This is a genomic window from Rossellomorea sp. NPDC071047 (assembly GCF_050270195.1).
Classification (GTDB): Bacteria; Bacillota; Bacilli; order Bacillales; family Bacillaceae_B; genus Rossellomorea.
This window is the reverse complement of the sequence record NZ_JBNNJT010000010.1, coordinates 39,944-57,134: the sequence shown is the minus strand read 5'-3', so window position 1 is coordinate 57,134 and position 17,191 is coordinate 39,944. Positions and strand designations below refer to the sequence as shown.

Annotated in this window: 17 protein-coding genes and 1 rRNA gene; all 18 read right to left on the bottom strand. The window is 42.9% G+C overall.

The features are described from left to right. Positions 1-71: ribosomal RNA gene (locus ACQKFO_RS22560) — 16S ribosomal RNA — on the bottom strand; the annotation flags it as partial. A 444-nt stretch (positions 72-515) separates the two neighbouring features. Beyond that, positions 516-2,012, bottom strand: coding sequence for a lysine--tRNA ligase (gene lysS / locus ACQKFO_RS22555; protein ID WP_427601238.1), 1,497 nt, complete (start codon positions 2,010-2,012; stop codon positions 516-518). 238 nt (positions 2,013-2,250) lie between these two features. Then, positions 2,251-2,475, bottom strand: a complete 225-nt coding sequence (locus ACQKFO_RS22550; protein ID WP_427601236.1) for a helix-turn-helix domain-containing protein — start codon at positions 2,473-2,475, stop codon at positions 2,251-2,253. Then, positions 2,427-2,951, bottom strand: a complete 525-nt coding sequence (folK, locus tag ACQKFO_RS22545; RefSeq protein ID WP_427601235.1) for a 2-amino-4-hydroxy-6-hydroxymethyldihydropteridine diphosphokinase — start codon at positions 2,949-2,951, stop codon at positions 2,427-2,429. Before folK ends, ACQKFO_RS22550 begins: the two co-directional genes overlap by 49 nt. 1 nt (position 2,952) lies before the next feature. Beyond that, complete coding sequence (gene folB, locus ACQKFO_RS22540; protein ID WP_427601233.1) at positions 2,953-3,312, bottom strand: dihydroneopterin aldolase; 360 nt, start codon at positions 3,310-3,312, stop codon at positions 2,953-2,955. Continuing rightward, positions 3,305-4,126: a dihydropteroate synthase gene (folP, locus tag ACQKFO_RS22535; protein ID WP_427601231.1), complete on the bottom strand. Its 822-nt coding sequence runs from the start codon at positions 4,124-4,126 to the stop codon at positions 3,305-3,307. The genes folB and folP overlap by 8 nt, the downstream gene beginning before the upstream one ends. A 16-nt stretch (positions 4,127-4,142) precedes the next feature. Then, on the bottom strand, positions 4,143-5,000 hold the full coding sequence (gene pabC, locus ACQKFO_RS22530; protein ID WP_427601229.1) for an aminodeoxychorismate lyase: 858 nt from the start codon (positions 4,998-5,000) through the stop codon (positions 4,143-4,145). After that, positions 5,001-5,588: an aminodeoxychorismate/anthranilate synthase component II gene (gene pabA / locus ACQKFO_RS22525; RefSeq protein ID WP_427601227.1), complete on the bottom strand. Its 588-nt coding sequence runs from the start codon at positions 5,586-5,588 to the stop codon at positions 5,001-5,003. After that, positions 5,585-6,988: an aminodeoxychorismate synthase, component I gene (gene pabB, locus ACQKFO_RS22520; RefSeq protein ID WP_427601225.1), complete on the bottom strand. Its 1,404-nt coding sequence runs from the start codon at positions 6,986-6,988 to the stop codon at positions 5,585-5,587. The genes pabA and pabB overlap by 4 nt, the downstream gene beginning before the upstream one ends. Before the next feature lie 203 nt (positions 6,989-7,191). Next, positions 7,192-8,121: a cysteine synthase A gene (gene cysK / locus ACQKFO_RS22515; RefSeq protein ID WP_427601223.1), complete on the bottom strand. Its 930-nt coding sequence runs from the start codon at positions 8,119-8,121 to the stop codon at positions 7,192-7,194. Between the two features lie 266 nt (positions 8,122-8,387). Continuing rightward, positions 8,388-9,269 (bottom strand): peptidyl-prolyl cis-trans isomerase, encoded by an 882-nt coding sequence (locus ACQKFO_RS22510; RefSeq protein ID WP_427601221.1) that lies wholly within the window; start codon positions 9,267-9,269, stop codon positions 8,388-8,390. Between the two features lie 25 nt (positions 9,270-9,294). Further along, on the bottom strand, positions 9,295-10,176 hold the full coding sequence (hslO, locus tag ACQKFO_RS22505; protein WP_427601219.1) for an Hsp33 family molecular chaperone HslO: 882 nt from the start codon (positions 10,174-10,176) through the stop codon (positions 9,295-9,297). Between the two features lie 19 nt (positions 10,177-10,195). Then, positions 10,196-10,963 carry a type III pantothenate kinase gene (locus tag ACQKFO_RS22500; RefSeq protein ID WP_172655809.1) on the bottom strand — a complete coding sequence of 256 codons (768 nt, stop codon included), beginning with the start codon at positions 10,961-10,963 and terminating at the stop codon, positions 10,196-10,198. A gap of 408 nt (positions 10,964-11,371) precedes the next feature. After that, positions 11,372-13,333, bottom strand: coding sequence for an ATP-dependent zinc metalloprotease FtsH (ftsH, locus tag ACQKFO_RS22495; protein WP_427601217.1), 1,962 nt, complete (start codon positions 13,331-13,333; stop codon positions 11,372-11,374). 102 nt (positions 13,334-13,435) lie between these two features. Beyond that, entirely contained in the window at positions 13,436-13,984 is a 549-nt protein-coding gene (gene hpt / locus ACQKFO_RS22490; protein WP_427601215.1) for a hypoxanthine phosphoribosyltransferase, read from the bottom strand. 3 nt (positions 13,985-13,987) lie between these two features. Further along, positions 13,988-15,394 (bottom strand): tRNA lysidine(34) synthetase TilS, encoded by a 1,407-nt coding sequence (gene tilS / locus ACQKFO_RS22485; protein WP_427601213.1) that lies wholly within the window; start codon positions 15,392-15,394, stop codon positions 13,988-13,990. A 68-nt stretch (positions 15,395-15,462) separates the two neighbouring features. Further along, complete coding sequence (locus tag ACQKFO_RS22480; RefSeq protein WP_427601242.1) at positions 15,463-16,467, bottom strand: protein kinase domain-containing protein; 1,005 nt, start codon at positions 16,465-16,467, stop codon at positions 15,463-15,465. Further along, positions 16,436-17,176: a VWA domain-containing protein gene (locus tag ACQKFO_RS22475; RefSeq protein WP_044340612.1), complete on the bottom strand. Its 741-nt coding sequence runs from the start codon at positions 17,174-17,176 to the stop codon at positions 16,436-16,438. The genes ACQKFO_RS22480 and ACQKFO_RS22475 overlap by 32 nt, the downstream gene beginning before the upstream one ends. Between the last annotated feature and the right edge of the window lie 15 nt (positions 17,177-17,191).

The following is a 17,191-nucleotide window of genomic DNA, read 5'->3' as shown; positions in this document are numbered from 1 at the left end:
ATCCGCTCGACTTGCATGTATTAGGCACGCCGCCAGCGTTCGTCCTGAGCCAGGATCAAACTCTCCGATAAAAGTTTGAATAGCTCTTTTAAAAAAAATCTAGAATTAACGTTGACGTATTGTCTTGTTTTGTTCAGTTTTCAAGGTTCAATGTGTAAGTGCTTCTGTTTGAAGCGACCCTTTAAATATTACATTACTGACTCATTTAAGTCAATAACTTTTTTAAAAAGTTTTTATTAAGTTTGTCGCGTTTTTGCGGCAACAGATAATACTATACCACCTTCTAAATATGGGCGCAATAGATTTTTCAAATCTTTTTCATCAGCAGTTCATTATAAGACAAAAGACAGTCGTTTCATTCTTTTTACCGTAATTTTATTGTTTGAATAAGATGCCTTTAGACCCATTCGGAAAATTCACGTTATGATTTCTCCAAATTAATATCTACTATAATTTAATGTAAATTCAAAAAGAACAGCAGGAGCGTTTTGCTCCTGCTGTTCTTTAGCAGACGATTAATCACGATGACGCATTAATGGGAAAAGTAATACATCCCGAATGGATGGTGAGTTGGTTAACAGCATAACAAGTCTGTCGATACCGATACCAAGACCACCCGTTGGCGGCATTCCATATTCAAGAGCCTCGATGAAATCATTATCCATCATGTGGGCTTCGTCATTTCCTTCTTCTCTTTCTTTCAATTGCGCTTCAAAACGTTCTCTTTGATCGATTGGATCATTAAGCTCCGTGAAGGCATTTGCGTGTTCACGACCTACGATGAATAATTCAAAGCGATCTGTGAATCGTGGATCTTCATCATTTTTCTTGGCAAGTGGAGAAATTTCCACCGGGTGCCCGTAGATGAATGTAGGCTGGATAAGCTTGTCTTCTACTTTTTGTTCGAAGAATTCATTTACCACATGGCCGTATTGCATATTGTCTTTGATTTCGATGCCGTGCTCTTTTGCAAGGGCACGTGCTTCTTCATCGGACATTTCTTTCCAGAAATCCACACCAGTTTGTTCTTTAACCGCGTCCACCATATGAAGACGTGTCCACTCCGGCTCGAGGTTAATTTCGTAGTCTGCATACTGAACGGTAGTAGATCCGAATACTTCCTTCGCAATATGAGCTACAAGATTTTCAGTAAGAGCCATGATATCCCGGTAATCTGCGTATGCTTCGTAAAGTTCGATCATCGTAAACTCAGGGTTATGTCTTGTAGACACGCCTTCGTTACGGAATACACGTCCGATTTCGTATACTTTTTCAAGTCCACCAACAATCAGGCGCTTTAAGTGCAGCTCGATTGCGATACGCATGAATAATGGCATATCAAGGGCGTTGTGATGTGTATTGAATGGACGGGCCGATGCTCCCCCAGCGATGGCATGCATCATTGGTGTTTCTACTTCTAAGTAACCGTTGTTATCCAGGTATCTTCTCATGGATTGGATGATACGGCTGCGGGCGATGAACGTCTCTTTGCTTTCCTGGCTTGTGATTAGATCCAGGTAACGTTGACGATAGCGCTGCTCGACGTCTTTTAAACCATGGAACTTCTCAGGCAACGGGCGCAGTGCTTTCGTTAGAAGGTGGAATTCTTTCGCTTTTACTGAAAGCTCTCCCACTTTCGTTTTGAATATTGTACCTGTAACCCCTACGATATCTCCGAGGTCTGCTGTATTGAATAGTTCGTATGCTTCTTCACCGATCGCATCTTTACGAACATAGATTTGAACTTGTCCAGCTAAGTCCTGCAGGTGCGCGAATCCCGCTTTCCCTTTTCCACGCTTTGTCATTATACGACCTGCGATGGTAACAGCGATGTCCTTCTCTTCTAGTTCTTCTTTAGAAAATTCATCGAATTGAGATTTGATCTCGGATGAACTGTGTGTACGATCATAGCGTTTGCCGAATGGATCAAGTCCCTTATCACGGATTGATTCCATTTTTTCGCGTCTTACTCGAAGCTGGTCATTGATTTCTTCGTGACTCATGTGTTTCACTCCTATTCTATCTTCTTGCTTTACTAGACTAATACGATTATATACCATACTATTTTACACAATATCTATGTTTGTAACACCCCTAAAGTATGAGTTATTTCAGAAACGTACTTTAGAGGATTAAAAAGAGATTGAAAAAATCTAAAAAAGGCCGATCCAACCTGGTGACAGTGTCACGAATTGGTTCCAGCCTTTTCTAGAATAACATAAAAGAATATCTAGGTGAATTAACCGGCATTCACTCACTACGTTCATAATCATCCTGCGGGATGAGGTCGTGTAGCGGAATATTCAGCACTTCTGCAACGTTCACTAAGAAATCTTCTTTCGGTATCCGACTTCCTCTTTCCACTTCTCCAAGGACAGATACAGAGATGGCTAATTCCTTGGCTAAACCTTCCTGAGTATACCCTTTCAGCTTTCTGAATGCACGAATGCGTCTTCCCCATTTATCTGTTTCCATAACCGAACTCCTTCTTTGTCAGGTATTTCGTCCAGAAATTCAACGAACGGGGCATTAAAAGACGGATGCTCTATATGTGGAGCAACCTCTATTAACGGGATTAACACAAATGCTCTTTCTTGCATCCTTGGGTGAGGAATGAGGAGATTATCTGATTCAATATTTTCGTGATTATAGAGTAAGATGTCAAGGTCTATAATTCTCGGACCCCATTTGAACTCCCTTTCTCTTCCCAGGTCGATCTCCACCTGCAAGCACTGATGTAATAGAGTTTCTGGACTTAGACTGGTACGAATTTCGATGACCATATTCAAAAATTTACCTTGTTCTGTAAATCCTACTGGATCTGTTTCATACATAGAGGATCGTTTCGTTACCTCTATCTTACCATGACTGCCTAAGATGTTTATGGCTTTTTCCAAATAACCCGCCCTGTCTCCCATATTGGAACCAAGGGAAATGTATGCAGTATTCATCCTATCGACTCCTATTAATCTCCACTGCCACCGATTGGTAATGTCCAGGAATAGGTGGATCAGGCTTGATTAGTGTGATTTTACAGCTCTCTACTACTTTGAATGTTTCTAAGATCCGGGATGAGATCTCTTCAGCGACTGCTTCCACTAAATTCTTCGGTTCTCCACAGACCACAGATTTGGTGATGTTATAGATTTCCGCATAGTTTACGGAGTCTTCAAGATGGTCACTTCGGCCGGACTTCTTTAAATCTAAATGCAACTCTACACTAACACGAAAACGTTGTCCAAGTTTGTTTTCTTCTTGAAATACACCATGATAGCCGTAAAACTCCATCTCGTTCAATAGAATCTTATCCATACATTTTCTCCTTTCCAACTAAGACATCCATCATTTTCGCCATGCGTGCCATTTCCTTAACATCATGAACACGTACGATGTGACACCCTTTTTGAATTCCGTAGCATACCGTGGCACCCGTTCCTTCCATCCGTTCCTCTACGGGAAGATCGAGAACATGCCCGATCAGGGATTTCCGGGACGTTCCCAGGAGCACCGGGTATCCGAGAGAAACTATGACATCCAGGTGTCTCATCATGTCTATGTTTAATTGTACTGTTTTGGCAAACCCGATTCCAGGATCGAGGATGATTTGGTCGTCTTTGACTCCTGCTTCTTTTACTAGAAAGATGCTTTCCTGCAGATCTTGTATCGCATCCCGAACGAATTGGCTGTATCCCTGGTTGTCCCGGTTATGCATGAGAATAATCGGGGCACCTGTTTCTGCCGCTACTTGTGCCATTTCAGGATCCTTTTTCGCACCCCATACGTCGTTAATGATGCTTGCTCCAGCTTCCAGAGATTTCCGTGCCGTTTCTGCCTTATACGTGTCGATGGATATCGGTACGTTCACTTCTTGGGAGATCGCCTCAATAATCGGCACGACTCGTGAAATTTCTTCATCAGCAGGCACAACCCCGTGTCCTGGTCTGGTAGACTCTCCGCCGATATCAATGATGTCTGCCCCCATTTCAACCATTTCTTTCGCACGCTCTACAGCCCGGTCCAATTCATTGAAAGAGCCACCGTCCGAGAATGAATCAGGTGTGATATTTAAAATCCCCATAATAAGGGTTTTCTCTGAAAAATTAAGTTCGTATTTCCCGCACTTCATTGCACGACTCCCCCTGCTATAATTCCTCTATTGAATTCAAGTGCCCTGTATATTTGCTGAATCGTTCATATAACAGCCTGGTATACTCTCCGTTGCGACCAGGCAAACTCATGGAGTCAATTCTGTTTACCGGTATGATTTCTTGCACAGAGTTTGTGAAAAAAACTTCATCCGCTCCTAATAATCGCTCCAGCTCGAACAACCCTTCCCAAACCTGAAATTGCATTCGTTCTGCCAGGGCAAGGATGAATTGACGTGTAATCCCATTTAAGAGCCCCGTTTCTACAGCTGGTGTATACAATTCTTCGTCTTTTACCCAGAATAGATTGGACGTTATCCCTTCACAGAGATGGCCATCCTTTGTAAGGAATATCCCTTCCTGCTGAGGAGATGGTCCAATCTCCCGCTTAGCTGCCATGTTGTTCAGGTAATGATGGGATTTCAATCGTTCCCCTGTCTCCGGTGTGTTTCTTCTTAACTGAAGCAGTACACCTTCTTTTTCTTTCAATGGCAAAGAAGGAGGCAATTCTTTTTGAAAAAGGATCACCGTCGCATCCTCATAGGGGGTCGTTTGTAAACCTATCTCCCCTGCCCCACCGGAGATATTGAACCGGCAATATGCATCCTTCAAACCATTTTTATTTAAAAGTGCTGTTATAGCATTCCTGATCTTTTCTTCATCCAGATCTGCTGCTATATTCAATTCCTTTAATCCATGAGAAAGCCTCTTCAAATGATCCTTTAGCAAAAACGGATGACCTTCATACGTCCGAAAGGTTTCAAACACGCCCAGTCCATATAAATATCCGTGATCGAATGGGGAAATGACCGCCTCTGATGCATGAACGATTTCTCCGTTAAGATATAGGTACATTTATAAAACCATCTCGATTTTTTTATAAGACGTTAAAAAATTAAGGAGAAGCTGTTTCCCTTGTTCCGTCATGATGGATTCCGGATGGAACTGCACCCCTTCGATCGGCAGCTGTTTATGACGGATCGCCATGATCTCCCCTTCTTTCGTTTCGGCTGAAATGTCGAAGCATTTAGGAAGGGTTTCTCTTTTCACGATCAGGGAGTGGTACCTTGTTGCCTCGAAAGGATTGGGCATGTCTTTGAAAATCGTTTTCCCATCATGGATCATGGGCGAGACCTTTCCGTGCATTAACCTTTCAGCACGAACAACATCCCCTCCGAAGACCTGGGCAATCGATTGGTGACCCAGGCAAACACCGAAAATCGGAATCTTTCCGGCAAAGGTTTTGATCGCCTGTAGACTCACACCCGCTTCATTTGGACTGCAAGGTCCCGGGGAAATCATCAGGTAATCAGGAGATAATGCCTCAATTTCATCTAATGTAATCTCGTCATTTCGTTTCACGACCAGCTCTTCCCCCAGCTCTCCTAAGAACTGCACCAGATTATAGGTGAATGAATCGTAGTTATCAATCATGAGAATCATAGGGTTTCTCCTTCCGCCCTGGCTTTCGCTACCCAAAGGGCTTTCGCTTTCTTCAAGGATTCTTTGTATTCGTACTTAGGATTGGAATCAATCACGACTCCCGCTCCTGCTTGAATATGGCCTTTTCCTTCTTTCACAAGCATCGTCCTAATGACGATATTCAGCTCCATATCTCCATTGACGCCAATCCAGCCAATGGACCCTGTGTAAATCCCTCTTCTAACCGGCTCGAGTTCTTCAATGATTTCCATCGTTCTCACCTTAGGGGCTCCCGTAATCGTTCCACCAGGAAAAACAGATCGAATGAGATCCGCTCCCGTTTTCGTTTCATCTAGTGTTCCTCTTACATTCGAAACAATGTGCATGACGTGGGAGTATTTTTCAATGACCATGAATTCATTCACTTCAACTGTCCCGTATTGGCAAACCCGGCCTAAGTCATTTCGTTCCAAATCCACAAGCATCACGTGCTCTGCTCTTTCTTTTTCATTATTGATCAGCTCAAGAGCAAGTTTCTCATCTTCTTCAGCATCTTTTCCCCGGGAGCGTGTACCTGCGATCGGTCTTGTGCTTACTTCGGTTCCCTTTTTTTTCACCAATAATTCCGGTGACCCGGAAACAATTTGAAAATCCGGGCTATGAATATAGCTCATGTAAGGTGAGGGATTTAATTCTCGAAGCTTTTTATAAACCGTGTATGGCTCCGCCTTCAATTCTTGAGATTGTCGGACGGATAAATTCACCTGAAACACATCACCCTGAGAGATATAGGACTGGATTTGTTTTACGGCCTCTGAGAATTCTCCTTCATCCATCGATACTTCGATGTCTGCCGTCTCGTGTTTCCCAGAATCCTTCTCACATTCCATTAGTGAAGACAAGGCATTTGTCCAAGAGGAAGTCCATCTTGATAGCTTATTCTCGGCTGATTCCGTTTCTTCATCAGAAAGAATCATCGTCCATAAGATGTTTTCCTGATGATCGAAGACCACCCATTCCTCTAGGTAATAGAAATATAGGTCCGGAATCTCCAGATCATCCCTCCCCAAAGCGGGCAGTCTCTCAATCTTTCTTGCATAATCATAACTAAGAAACCCGATCACTCCACCTTGGAAATCAGGGAGATCCTCCCTTCTTTCCCTACGAAGCGGCATCATCCATTTCTCCATTTGAATCAACGGGTCTCCATTTATCGTTTCAACCCCCGAAGAGTCTTGTATGCGCAACCCTTCCGAAACACTTTGCAAAATGACGTCAGGTTGTAGTCCAGCAACGCTATATCGTCCACCCCGTCCACTTTCTAACAATATATGATGTGATTGATGTTGACTAAGTTGTTCGTACGCTGCAAAAAATTGTTCTTTGGTTGAATGGTTCTTATGAAAATATAGGTGCTGCACTGACCCTTCACACTCCTATTCTTTATCTCCTTTCATGATACATGAACTTCGGGCATGTTTCATCGTTAAAAACTTGAAATTTATGTGTTGGGGATGGTGGAGAATGGATTTGATTTTAAAGGGGACTTTTCCAATGTAAGCTTCAACTGACCATCAAAAAACGGACCCTGAAGAATGAATTCTTCAGGGTCCGTCTCTTATTATTATTCTTCATCAAATTGGTAAAGAGGAGTGCTTAAATAGCGTTCTCCGTTACTAGGGATGATAGCAAGAACTTTCTTACCCTTCCCTAACTTTTTCGCCACTTCAACAGCTGCATAGATGGCTGCCCCAGAAGAAATCCCACCGAGGATCCCCTCTTCTTTAGCTGCTCTTCTTGCATAGTCGAAAGCCGCATCTTTTTCAACTTGAATGACATGATTATATACATTTGTATCTAAGATTTCAGGGATAAACCCGGCACCGATTCCTTGTATCTTATGAGGACCTGGCTTTCCTCCTGATAACACAGGTGAATCTGACGGTTCCACGGCATATAGTTCGATTGATGGGTAATGCTTCTTCAGCACCTCTCCCGCACCAGTAATCGTACCGCCTGTTCCAATCCCTGCAATGAAAGCATCCAGCTGATCACCCATTTGCTCGACGATCTCAGGTCCGGTGGTTTCTCGATGAACTTTAGGGTTGGCTTCATTTTTGAATTGCTGAGGCATGAAGTAGCCTTTTTCTTTCGCTAACTCTTCAGCTTTGCGAATGGCCCCTCCCATCCCTTCTGCTCCTGGTGTTAATACTAATTCTGCACCGTATGCACGTAACAGGTTGCGCCTCTCCATACTCATTGTGTCTGGCATGACCAGTAACGCACGGTATCCTTTTGCGGCAGCTACCATCGCTAAGCCGATACCCGTATTTCCACTCGTCGGCTCAACAATCGTATCCCCAGGTTTAATCGTACCTGCTTCCTCACCTGCTTCAATCATCGCTAATGCGATACGATCCTTTACAGAGCTTCCCGGGTTCATATATTCTAATTTCAAGTAAACATCTGCACTATTTTCATCTACTAAACGATTCAGTTTTACCACTGGAGTCTGACCTATTAATTCCGAAATTGAATTGGCTACTCTCACCATTCATTCATCACTCCTAATTCCAAGTAAATTTGTTGGTTTTATAAAAATGTAACAATATTCAATAAATTTGTCAATTAAAAAGCATACACAATGTTCACCCCAACGATCCTGGTTGGATGTGTATCCCATGCTCTCTTTACGCTTGTCGGCTGAGACCAAATTGCCTCTACTCTAGGTTATATGTATGCATATTTCATTTATCCTATGTTTCGTTAAAAAGTGTCTCTCTATGTAAAAGAAGCTGACCTTTAATTGGTCAGCCCCCTCTAATTCTGTTTTCCGTAAAACCAGTCCACTTCAACCTCTTTCCAAAAGGACTCGGGCTGCAATGGTGTTTCTACTTGCTCTAAAGCAATTTGTCTGCGGATTTGAGATTTTACATCTTTGAACGAAAAATGTCTTTCTTTCAAAACATCGTCCACATAATAAATTACGTATTCTGAATCCTCTCGAATCGGTTTTGTCCATTCACCCGGGGAGAGAGACTCTATTTCTTCTGACGCTTCTGAAGACAGGAAATCTCCATCCAGAGAAACATACCCAATGTCTCCCCCTAAATGAGCACTTTGCTCATCACTTGAACGCTCCATTGCCAATGCTTCAAAGTCCGAGCCAGCTTCGAGTTCTTCCGATGCTTGCGCTGCTTCTGATTGATCAGCCACCTTCAACTGCTTCAGCTTATACATTTTAGAAATAGAGTACAGATGCTCGTTTTGATTATAGAAGCTCTTCAACTCTTTTTCAGGTACTTGGACATCCTTCGTGAGGAGCTCCTCTAATAACAATTCAGATCTGATTTGCGCCTTTAGTGAATCTTCTTCTTCAAGATTTTCTTCATCGTGCGCATTATAAACAGATTGTATGAAATAATATTCCTGTTCTACTTCTTTATCTGAAACGGAGATATCATATTTCTTCGCTAAATGGTCGATCACTTGTCGATTGATCAATGCCTTCAACTCTTCTTTGCCATGCTTTTGCTCTAGGGAATACAACCAGTCCTCCCGGGTAATTGACTCTTCGCCAACCGTTGCCACAACTTCGGGAGTACCGCTTATCCCCGAAGAGCGATTCCACAAGAGTGTAATGATGTTAGTGACAAGTAGTACCCCGACCATAACCATGAGTACAGACCGTTTAATTCTCATTTCTCCCATTCTCCCTGAATCTGATTTACTGCTTCGCGTTTGCTTTCAGTTCTTCTAATTCTTCTTTAGAAAACACATACGTTTCATTACAGAAGTGACAGCTTGCTTCTGCACTTCCATCTTCCTCAATCATTTCCTGGATTTCCTGCTCCCTCAAGCTGATGATGGCATTTGAAAAACGTTCTTTATTACACTGACATTTAAATGCCACGGGAAGCGTCTCAAGTACTTTGACTTCCCCTTTACCAAGTACTTCTTCTAATACCTCTTCAGGGGTGAGTCCCTTTTCGATTAATTTCGAGATCGGGGGGATTTTAGCCAAGCGTTCCTCAATCTTCGTAATCGTTTCATCATCCGTTCCCGGCATTAGCTGCAGGATAAATCCGCCTGCTGCAAGAATTGAATTGTCAGGGTTCACCAGCACACCTACACCTACAGAAGAGGGTACTTGTTCTGATGTGACGAAATAATACGTAAAGTCTTCTCCAAGTTCACCTGAAACAATCGGAACCTGACCGGAGAAATGATCCCTCATGCCGATATCTTTTACAATGGACAACGTTCCGGTTGTACCAACTGCACGACGGACATCAAGCTTCCCTTGCTCGTTTAAATCGAAGTGTACATGCGGGTTGGTCACATAACCTCTGACCTCCCCTTTCGCATTACTATCTACAAGGATAGCGCCGATCGGGCCACCGCCTTCAACTTTGATCGTTAATTTATTTTCACCTTTTAGCATGGCTCCCATCATGACTCCGGCACTGATGCTTCTGCCTAATGCCGCTGACGCAGTGGGCCAAGTTCCATGTCTTCTCTGTGCTTCTCCTACTGTATCCGTGCTTTTCACTGCATAAGCACGCACCTGGCCGTTATAGGCCAACGCTTTTACTAAATAGTCGCTCATGGTTGAAACTCCTTTCACTTTAGTTCATGTTTCTCTTGTAGATTAATTTTAATCCTTTTAATGTCAGGAAAGGATCTACAACGTCAATGCTGTTGGATTCTTTCGAAATCAATGTCGCTAATCCTCCTGTTGCAATGACTGTTGGTTCCTTCTTACTTTGTGCTTTCATTCTTTGAACGATACCCTCTACTTGTCCAACATACCCATATAGAATACCTGCTTGCATAGCCGTAACGGTATTCTTGCCAATTATGTGCTCAGGACGGGCAATTTCAATCCTTGGCAATTTAGCAGCCTTCGAGTACAGGGCTTCTGTTGAAATGCCGATTCCAGGTGCGATCGCTCCACCCATATATTGTCTTTCTTCATTGATATAGCAATATGTCGTCGCTGTACCGAAGTCGACAATAATGAGAGGACCACCGTATTCGTGAATACCAGCGACTGCATTGACGATTCGATCCGCTCCGACTTCCCTTGGGTTTTCATACTTAATATTTAAACCTGTTTTAATACCAGGTCCAACGACGAGCGGAGTAATATTAAAATACTTCTCACACATACGTTCCAAACTAAACATAATTGGAGGGACAACGGAGGAAATGATGATTCCGTCAATCTCGTCAAACGTCAGCTTCACATGCTCGAACAGATTCTTCACAAGCATCCCAAACTCATCTTCCGTTTTATGTCGATTCGTTTCAGCTCTCCAATGATATTTTAAATGGTCATTTTCATACACACCAAACACAATATTGGTATTCCCTACATCCATTACAAAAATCAATATCCTCACCTACTAAGCCAATTGTTTTCACACTGCCAACATCATACCATAATTTATTTAGAATAGGTACAAGAGCGCAACCGGCTTGGTTAGACCCGACAAACAAAACACGCATTTTGAAGTTGTAAATCGCATTTTATGCTGAAACCCATGAAGGGCTCAAACGTAGGGTGATGTTTCGTGATAGTTGTTGAGAAAATCCGGCCGTTTTACGCCATATTCCGGCCGAAATACTATTTAATCCAGCCGAAATTGGTAATAATCCAGCCATTTCGATTGAAAATCCGGCCGAAACCGAAAATAATTCAGCCGTTTTACAATCCTTACCAATCGAGAATCGTCCGACAATGGAAGACAAGGTCCCCACAACAAAAAGGATGCACCCATAAATGGATGCATCCCTCAATATTACGTGCGATCTGAGTTAGAATCGTCTTCTTTTGAAGCCGTATCTTCTTCGATCACAGTTTCTTCATTTTTCTTTTGGATATTTACTTTCACGTCACTATTTTCCTGGTCGGATTCATAGATACGTTCCGGTAGTTTACCGTGATCCATTAAATGCTTGATCTGCGCCGCATCCAATGTTTCAATGTCTAATAATGTTTTCGCAATGAGTTCAAGCTTGTCGCGATTCTCAGTAAGAATTCGCTTCGCTCTTTCATAGCTCTCTTTGATTAGACGCTGCATTTCAAGGTCAATTTCGTATGCGATGGCATCTGAATAGTTTTGCTCACTATTGATGTCGCGTCCAAGGAACACTTGACCTCCTTGAGATTGACCGAACTGAAGAGGTCCAAGCTTATCACTCATACCATATTCAGTGACCATTTTACGTGCGATTCCAGTTGCACGTTGGAAGTCATTGTGAGCACCGGTTGAAACATCACCGAAGATGATTTCCTCTGCTACACGACCACCAAGTAAACCGGTAATCTTATCAAGAAGCTCAGGCTTCGTCATAAAGTAACGATCTTCTTTCGGAAGCATGACGGCATATCCGCCTGCTTGCCCACGAGGGACGATGGTCACCTTATGTACCATATCTGCTTCATCAAGGACTAATCCGATAACGGTGTGACCCGCTTCATGGAAAGCCACGATTTTACGTTCTTTTTCAGATATGACGCGGCTTTTCTTAGCAGGACCTGCAATGACACGGTCTGTTGCTTCATCAATATCACGCATATCGATTTTTTTCTTATCTTCACGAGCTGCCACAAGAGCTGCTTCGTTCAGAAGGTTTTCTAAGTCGGCACCAGAGAAGCCTGGTGTCCTCATAGCTATCGCTTTAAGATCCACTGAATCATCAAGCGGTTTATTATGCGAATGAACTTTAAGAACCGCTTCACGTCCTTTAAGGTCTGGACGATCTACTGTAATTTGACGGTCGAAACGTCCTGGACGTAATAGTGCCGGGTCCAGAATGTCTGGTCGGTTTGTAGCAGCGACGATGATAATACCTTCGTTAGCGCCAAAGCCGTCCATTTCGACTAGTAACTGGTTAAGGGTTTGTTCACGCTCATCGTGACCTCCACCTAAACCTGCTCCACGTTGACGACCGACTGCATCAATCTCATCAATGAAAATGATACAAGGTGCATTCTTCTTTGCATTTTCGAATAAATCACGCACACGGGATGCACCGACACCGACAAACATTTCAACGAAGTCGGAACCACTGATTGAGAAGAAAGGAACTCCCGCTTCTCCAGCCACAGCTCGTGCAAGTAAGGTTTTACCTGTACCCGGAGGTCCTACCAGAAGGACACCCTTTGGAATACGGGCACCCACTTCAGAGAATTTGCGTGGATCCTTTAAGAATTCCACTACCTCTACAAGTTCCTGCTTCTCTTCATCTGCTCCCGCTACATCTTTAAAGCGAACTTTCTTCTTCTCTTCGCTATATAGCTTTGCTTTACTTTTCCCAAAGTTCATGACACGGCTACCGCCGCCTTGAGCTTGGTTAAGTAAGAAGAAGAACAGAATAAAGATAATGACAAATGGAATGATCGTTGTAAAGAAAGATACCCAGCCGCTTGTTTCTTTGGCTTGCAATACTTCCACATCAATTCCTTGCTCTGATGCTGCCGTATTGATCTTCTCCATTAACTTTCCATCTGTAGTAAGGACATAGGTTAAGAAGTACTCTCCTTCTTTAGCCCCTTCCATCTGTCCTTTTACTTCATAAACGCCCCTGCCGGGCTGAATTGAAAAAGAAGAAACGTCTCCATCTTCAAGGTTATTAATAAACGTACTGTACTCGATATTTTTGGTTGGCTCGTTGTTGTTACTGAAATAACTCACCACACCTATAATCACTAAAAAGACCAGTAAATAGAATATGGTGTTTCGAAAGATCCGGTTCATCCCTTACCTCCTCCCACGGTAAACAAACTAAGTAAAATAGTATCATAGAAAATCATGGCATTACAACAAATTGCACTTACAAGATTCCTCTTTAGATTATACTTATTCTCCCGTTGTATACACTCTTGGTTTTAATACTCCGATATACGGCAGATTACGATATCTTTCAGCGTAATCAAGACCATATCCGACGACGAACTCGTCAGGAACAATGAAGCCCACGTAGTCCGCTTTGATATCGGCTTTACGTCCAGTCGGCTTGTCAAGCAGAGTGACAATGCTGATGGATTTCGCTTTACGATAACGGAACAGCTCCACCAGGTAGCTTAATGTCAGACCACTGTCGATGATATCTTCAATGATCAGGATATCCCGACCTTCCACTTTCGTATCTAAATCTTTCACAATCTTTACTTCTCCTGAAGAGACAGTAGAGTTCCCGTAGCTGGATACATCCATGAAATCCATTTCCATATGCGTATCCATACGTTTACAAAGGTCGGCCATGAATGGCATTGCACCCTTTAAAACTCCAATTGCCAAAGGAAAACGGTCTTGATATTCCTCTGTTAATTGTGCACCCATTGCTTTAATCTTTTCTTGAAGTTCTTCTTCTGAAATTAACACTTTTTCAATATCTTGGTTTAACAATGTTCAACTGCCTCCTAGAAGATGATTGCTCTTAAATTGTAGTACTAAACTATTTTCTTGCTCTTCTCCCAAATCGTAATGAGACTTTTTCATTCCCGGAACCCAAAGTATGTGGTTATCTGCGTCCACTACAATCGGCCACTCGTCACGGAGGTGAACAGGAACTTTTTCGTCAATAAAGAGTGCCTTAAGCTTTTTTGAGCCTTCCAACCCCTTCACTTTCATTCGATCTCCGCTCTTTCTCGTACGCACATATAAAGGCAGGGTAACCTTGTCCGGATCAATGTAGATCCTATCACCGGTACGATCCTCTGCTAACGAGGAAGAAAAATAAAGAAGGAACTGATATCCACCTTGGAGTTCAAGCGTTTCATTAACCTGGATCTCATGACAATAAGGAGCTTCGGTTAACGCTAATTCCCCAAAATGAAAATAACATGTATGGTACGCCCTTGTTACCTTAAGCCCTTTTGGTAGATCCAAGCTGGCATTAGGCGTTTTTCCTTTTAATATACCCAATACATCGTAAATATGTATAGACGATAAGGAAGATGGTCTAAGTTTGTAAAGATAGTTTAATATTAGATTAATCCCTCTTCTTTGTAAAGGCTGAGGCATTGCAAGAAAACCATCGATATGTAAAGAGGAGAAATCCTCAGTGTTATTCCATACCTTATTCAACTTATCCCTTGTTAATTCCTCTAAATATGCCTCATCTTCTGCCAATTCTTCACTAAATCGTTGAAATTGGAGATGAACATGAGGATTCTCTTTTTTCAAAAAAGGAAGAACCTTTTTTCTGAACCGGTTCCTTGTATAATCTTCCTTAAGATTACTGGGGTCTCTCCTCGGGTTTAGATCGTGCCTTTCACAATACTCCTCAATATGCTCTTTTGTAACAGAGAGAAACGGCCGTATGATCAAACCTGCAGCAATGGATCGTTTCAAGGGAATCCCAGCTCTGCCAGCCCCGGATGCTCCTCTTGTCATCTTCATCAGAATGGTTTCTACTTGATCATCCCCATGATGACCAAGAGCTAATTTCGTAGCAGACACCTCTTCCATGACCTCCATCAAAAATTCATAGCGAATTTGACGGGCAGTTTCCTGCAAACTTCCATTCGTCCGCTCGATCTCCATTGATACATCCACTCTTTCACCGTAAAAAGGGATGTTTCGCTTATTGCAGTATTCTTTGACGAACAAGAGTTCCTGATAGGATTCGTCTCCTCTGAACATATGATCAAGATGAGCCGCCATGACTTCGACTTCCCACTCAGCTTTGTTCGAATCAAGAAAATGGAGCAGCGCTAAGGAATCAGGGCCTCCCGACACTGCCACCATAATACGATCTCCTTTTTCAATTAAACTATGGTCTTGAATAAACCTTTTAATCGTTTGCTCTGACATAACGCTTCCTCTTCCTAAAACCGTTTTCCCCATTGTATCAATACCCACTGAATTATCACACTCTTACGCTACATCAATTCTCCGTATATATACAAAACATATAATAACGAAACAATCATCACCACGAGCACAGTCTCAAGAAAGTGACTTGATTTTTTATTTCGATGATTTTGATATCTGCTATGTGTAGCGGATGAATTCACATGAGAGCTCGTTGAAACAGGTCTACTGACTTTAGGTTTCGATTTGGGCTGCTGTACTGGCTGAGAGTGAGAAAGTCCATTCAGGAGGCTGAGCCTCATATCACTGGCAGATTGAAATTTCCCTTCCAGGGCATCAAGGATCGATCCTTCAAACTTCTTCAATTGGTCTTTGGAACCGATCGCATTCCTTAGTTGTTGCATATTCCCGTTTCCTGCCTTAGTGAAACGACCCGGGTAGGCTAGATTAATGAGGATCATCCCCACAGAGAAAAGATCATAAGAAGGTTCGGCTCTTCGCGAACCCCCCACCCAGTATCCTCTATCAAAAAACTCCGTAAATTCTTTGATTGCCCGGCCATTGATGGTCGTTCCCCCAACATCAATACAGCGGATTCGGTAAGGAGGGCCGGTGACAATCAGGTTTTCAGGTTTTAAATCCCCAAAGACCCATCCTTCCTTATGAATTCGCTCCAGGTCTGTCAGGAGCTGAGCAATGAGTACACCTGTCCAGGAAAACCCTTTAGATTGAACAAATGACAGCAAGTCAGTACCTTGAATATATTCCATCACGTAAAAATGTATTTTCTGTCCCCGATACTCCCAATCATCGACACCAAGAAGCTTTGGCCCAAGGGGAGCACCTTGGACCTTAGAGAAAGATTTTAATACATTCACTTCCGAGGTAATGGATACATTGCTGTCACTCATCTTTAACGCCTGGTATCCTGAAGAACCTTGTACCAGGTAGACGATCCCGTTCGCACCATATCCTAATTCCTTTACAATGGTGTAGATCTGCTTATACCATTTTCCTCTTACAACTGTTCCAGGCGGGAAATTAAATGGTTTCTTCGAAGTATTGTTCATCATCGCCACGAGAGAGCAATCCCCTTAAAGAACGTTTTTTCTTAAAGTGGGTGATGGCTTCTGAGATCGCGGGACCTGTTGGGGTAATTCCGCCTGGAGACAATTTAGAGAAAATACTCGTCAATGTTTCGAGTTTTGGTGTCCAATCCAGCAATTTTTCGACATCTTGTCGTTTCCCGGGAAATACAAAGACGGAAAATTTATTATCACCCATTCTGGCATTCAAGCTCAATGACAGGTCTAATAAGGCTTCCTTAACTGTGGGAAGCTTATGCTTCATACTCGCAGACGTATCGACAAGAATCAACACTTCCATATCAACGGATTCTCCCAGTTCATCAACAACCTCCATGACCTCCCCGCGTTGTTCGGGAGGAAGCTCCTCCATGGATGCGGATTTACCGAGGATTTGCTTCAGCTCTTTATTCACAACTCCCTGCAAGGTTTGTGTCATCGCTTTACGCGTGACCATTTGTACGGTTTGAGAAAGCTGCTGTGCATATACAATCTGACTCACTCCACCCCCCGATAGAGCAATTCCTTCAATTTCCTGCATTCCATTATCATCTATCACATCATTATCCATGACCCCAATGACGTTCACTGAGATTCCCTGTTCCTTTGCAAGAGCCGCCATCGCAATCGGGTCTTCACCTTGATTTGAGCAACCATCCGTAATTAATAGAATTTGACGAAGTGTACCTGGCTTCATCAGACTCCCCTCCTC

Bases quoted from the DNA above. Each gene is read 5' to 3' on its own strand.
- ACQKFO_RS22550 (WP_427601236.1), bottom strand. From the start codon at position 2,475: ATGGAAACAGATAAATGGGGAAGACGCATTCGTGCATTCAGAAAGCTG.
- folK (WP_427601235.1), bottom strand. From the start codon at position 2,951: ATGAATACTGCATACATTTCCCTTGGTTCCAATATGGGAGACAGGGCG.
- folB (WP_427601233.1), bottom strand. From the start codon at position 3,312: ATGGATAAGATTCTATTGAACGAGATGGAGTTTTACGGCTATCATGGT.
- folP (WP_427601231.1), bottom strand. From the start codon at position 4,126: ATGAAGTGCGGGAAATACGAACTTAATTTTTCAGAGAAAACCCTTATT.
- pabC (WP_427601229.1), bottom strand. From the start codon at position 5,000: ATGTACCTATATCTTAACGGAGAAATCGTTCATGCATCAGAGGCGGTC.
- pabA (WP_427601227.1), bottom strand. From the start codon at position 5,588: ATGATTCTCATGATTGATAACTACGATTCATTCACCTATAATCTGGTG.
- cysK (WP_427601223.1), bottom strand. From the start codon at position 8,121: ATGGTGAGAGTAGCCAATTCAATTTCGGAATTAATAGGTCAGACTCCA.
- ACQKFO_RS22510 (WP_427601221.1), bottom strand. From the start codon at position 9,269: ATGAGAATTAAACGGTCTGTACTCATGGTTATGGTCGGGGTACTACTT.
- hslO (WP_427601219.1), bottom strand. From the start codon at position 10,176: ATGAGCGACTATTTAGTAAAAGCGTTGGCCTATAACGGCCAGGTGCGT.
- ftsH (WP_427601217.1), bottom strand. From the start codon at position 13,333: ATGAACCGGATCTTTCGAAACACCATATTCTATTTACTGGTCTTTTTA.
- tilS (WP_427601213.1), bottom strand. From the start codon at position 15,394: ATGTCAGAGCAAACGATTAAAAGGTTTATTCAAGACCATAGTTTAATT.
- ACQKFO_RS22480 (WP_427601242.1), bottom strand. From the start codon at position 16,467: ATGATGAACAATACTTCGAAGAAACCATTTAATTTCCCGCCTGGAACA.
- ACQKFO_RS22475 (WP_044340612.1), bottom strand. From the start codon at position 17,176: ATGAAGCCAGGTACACTTCGTCAAATTCTATTAATTACGGATGGTTGC.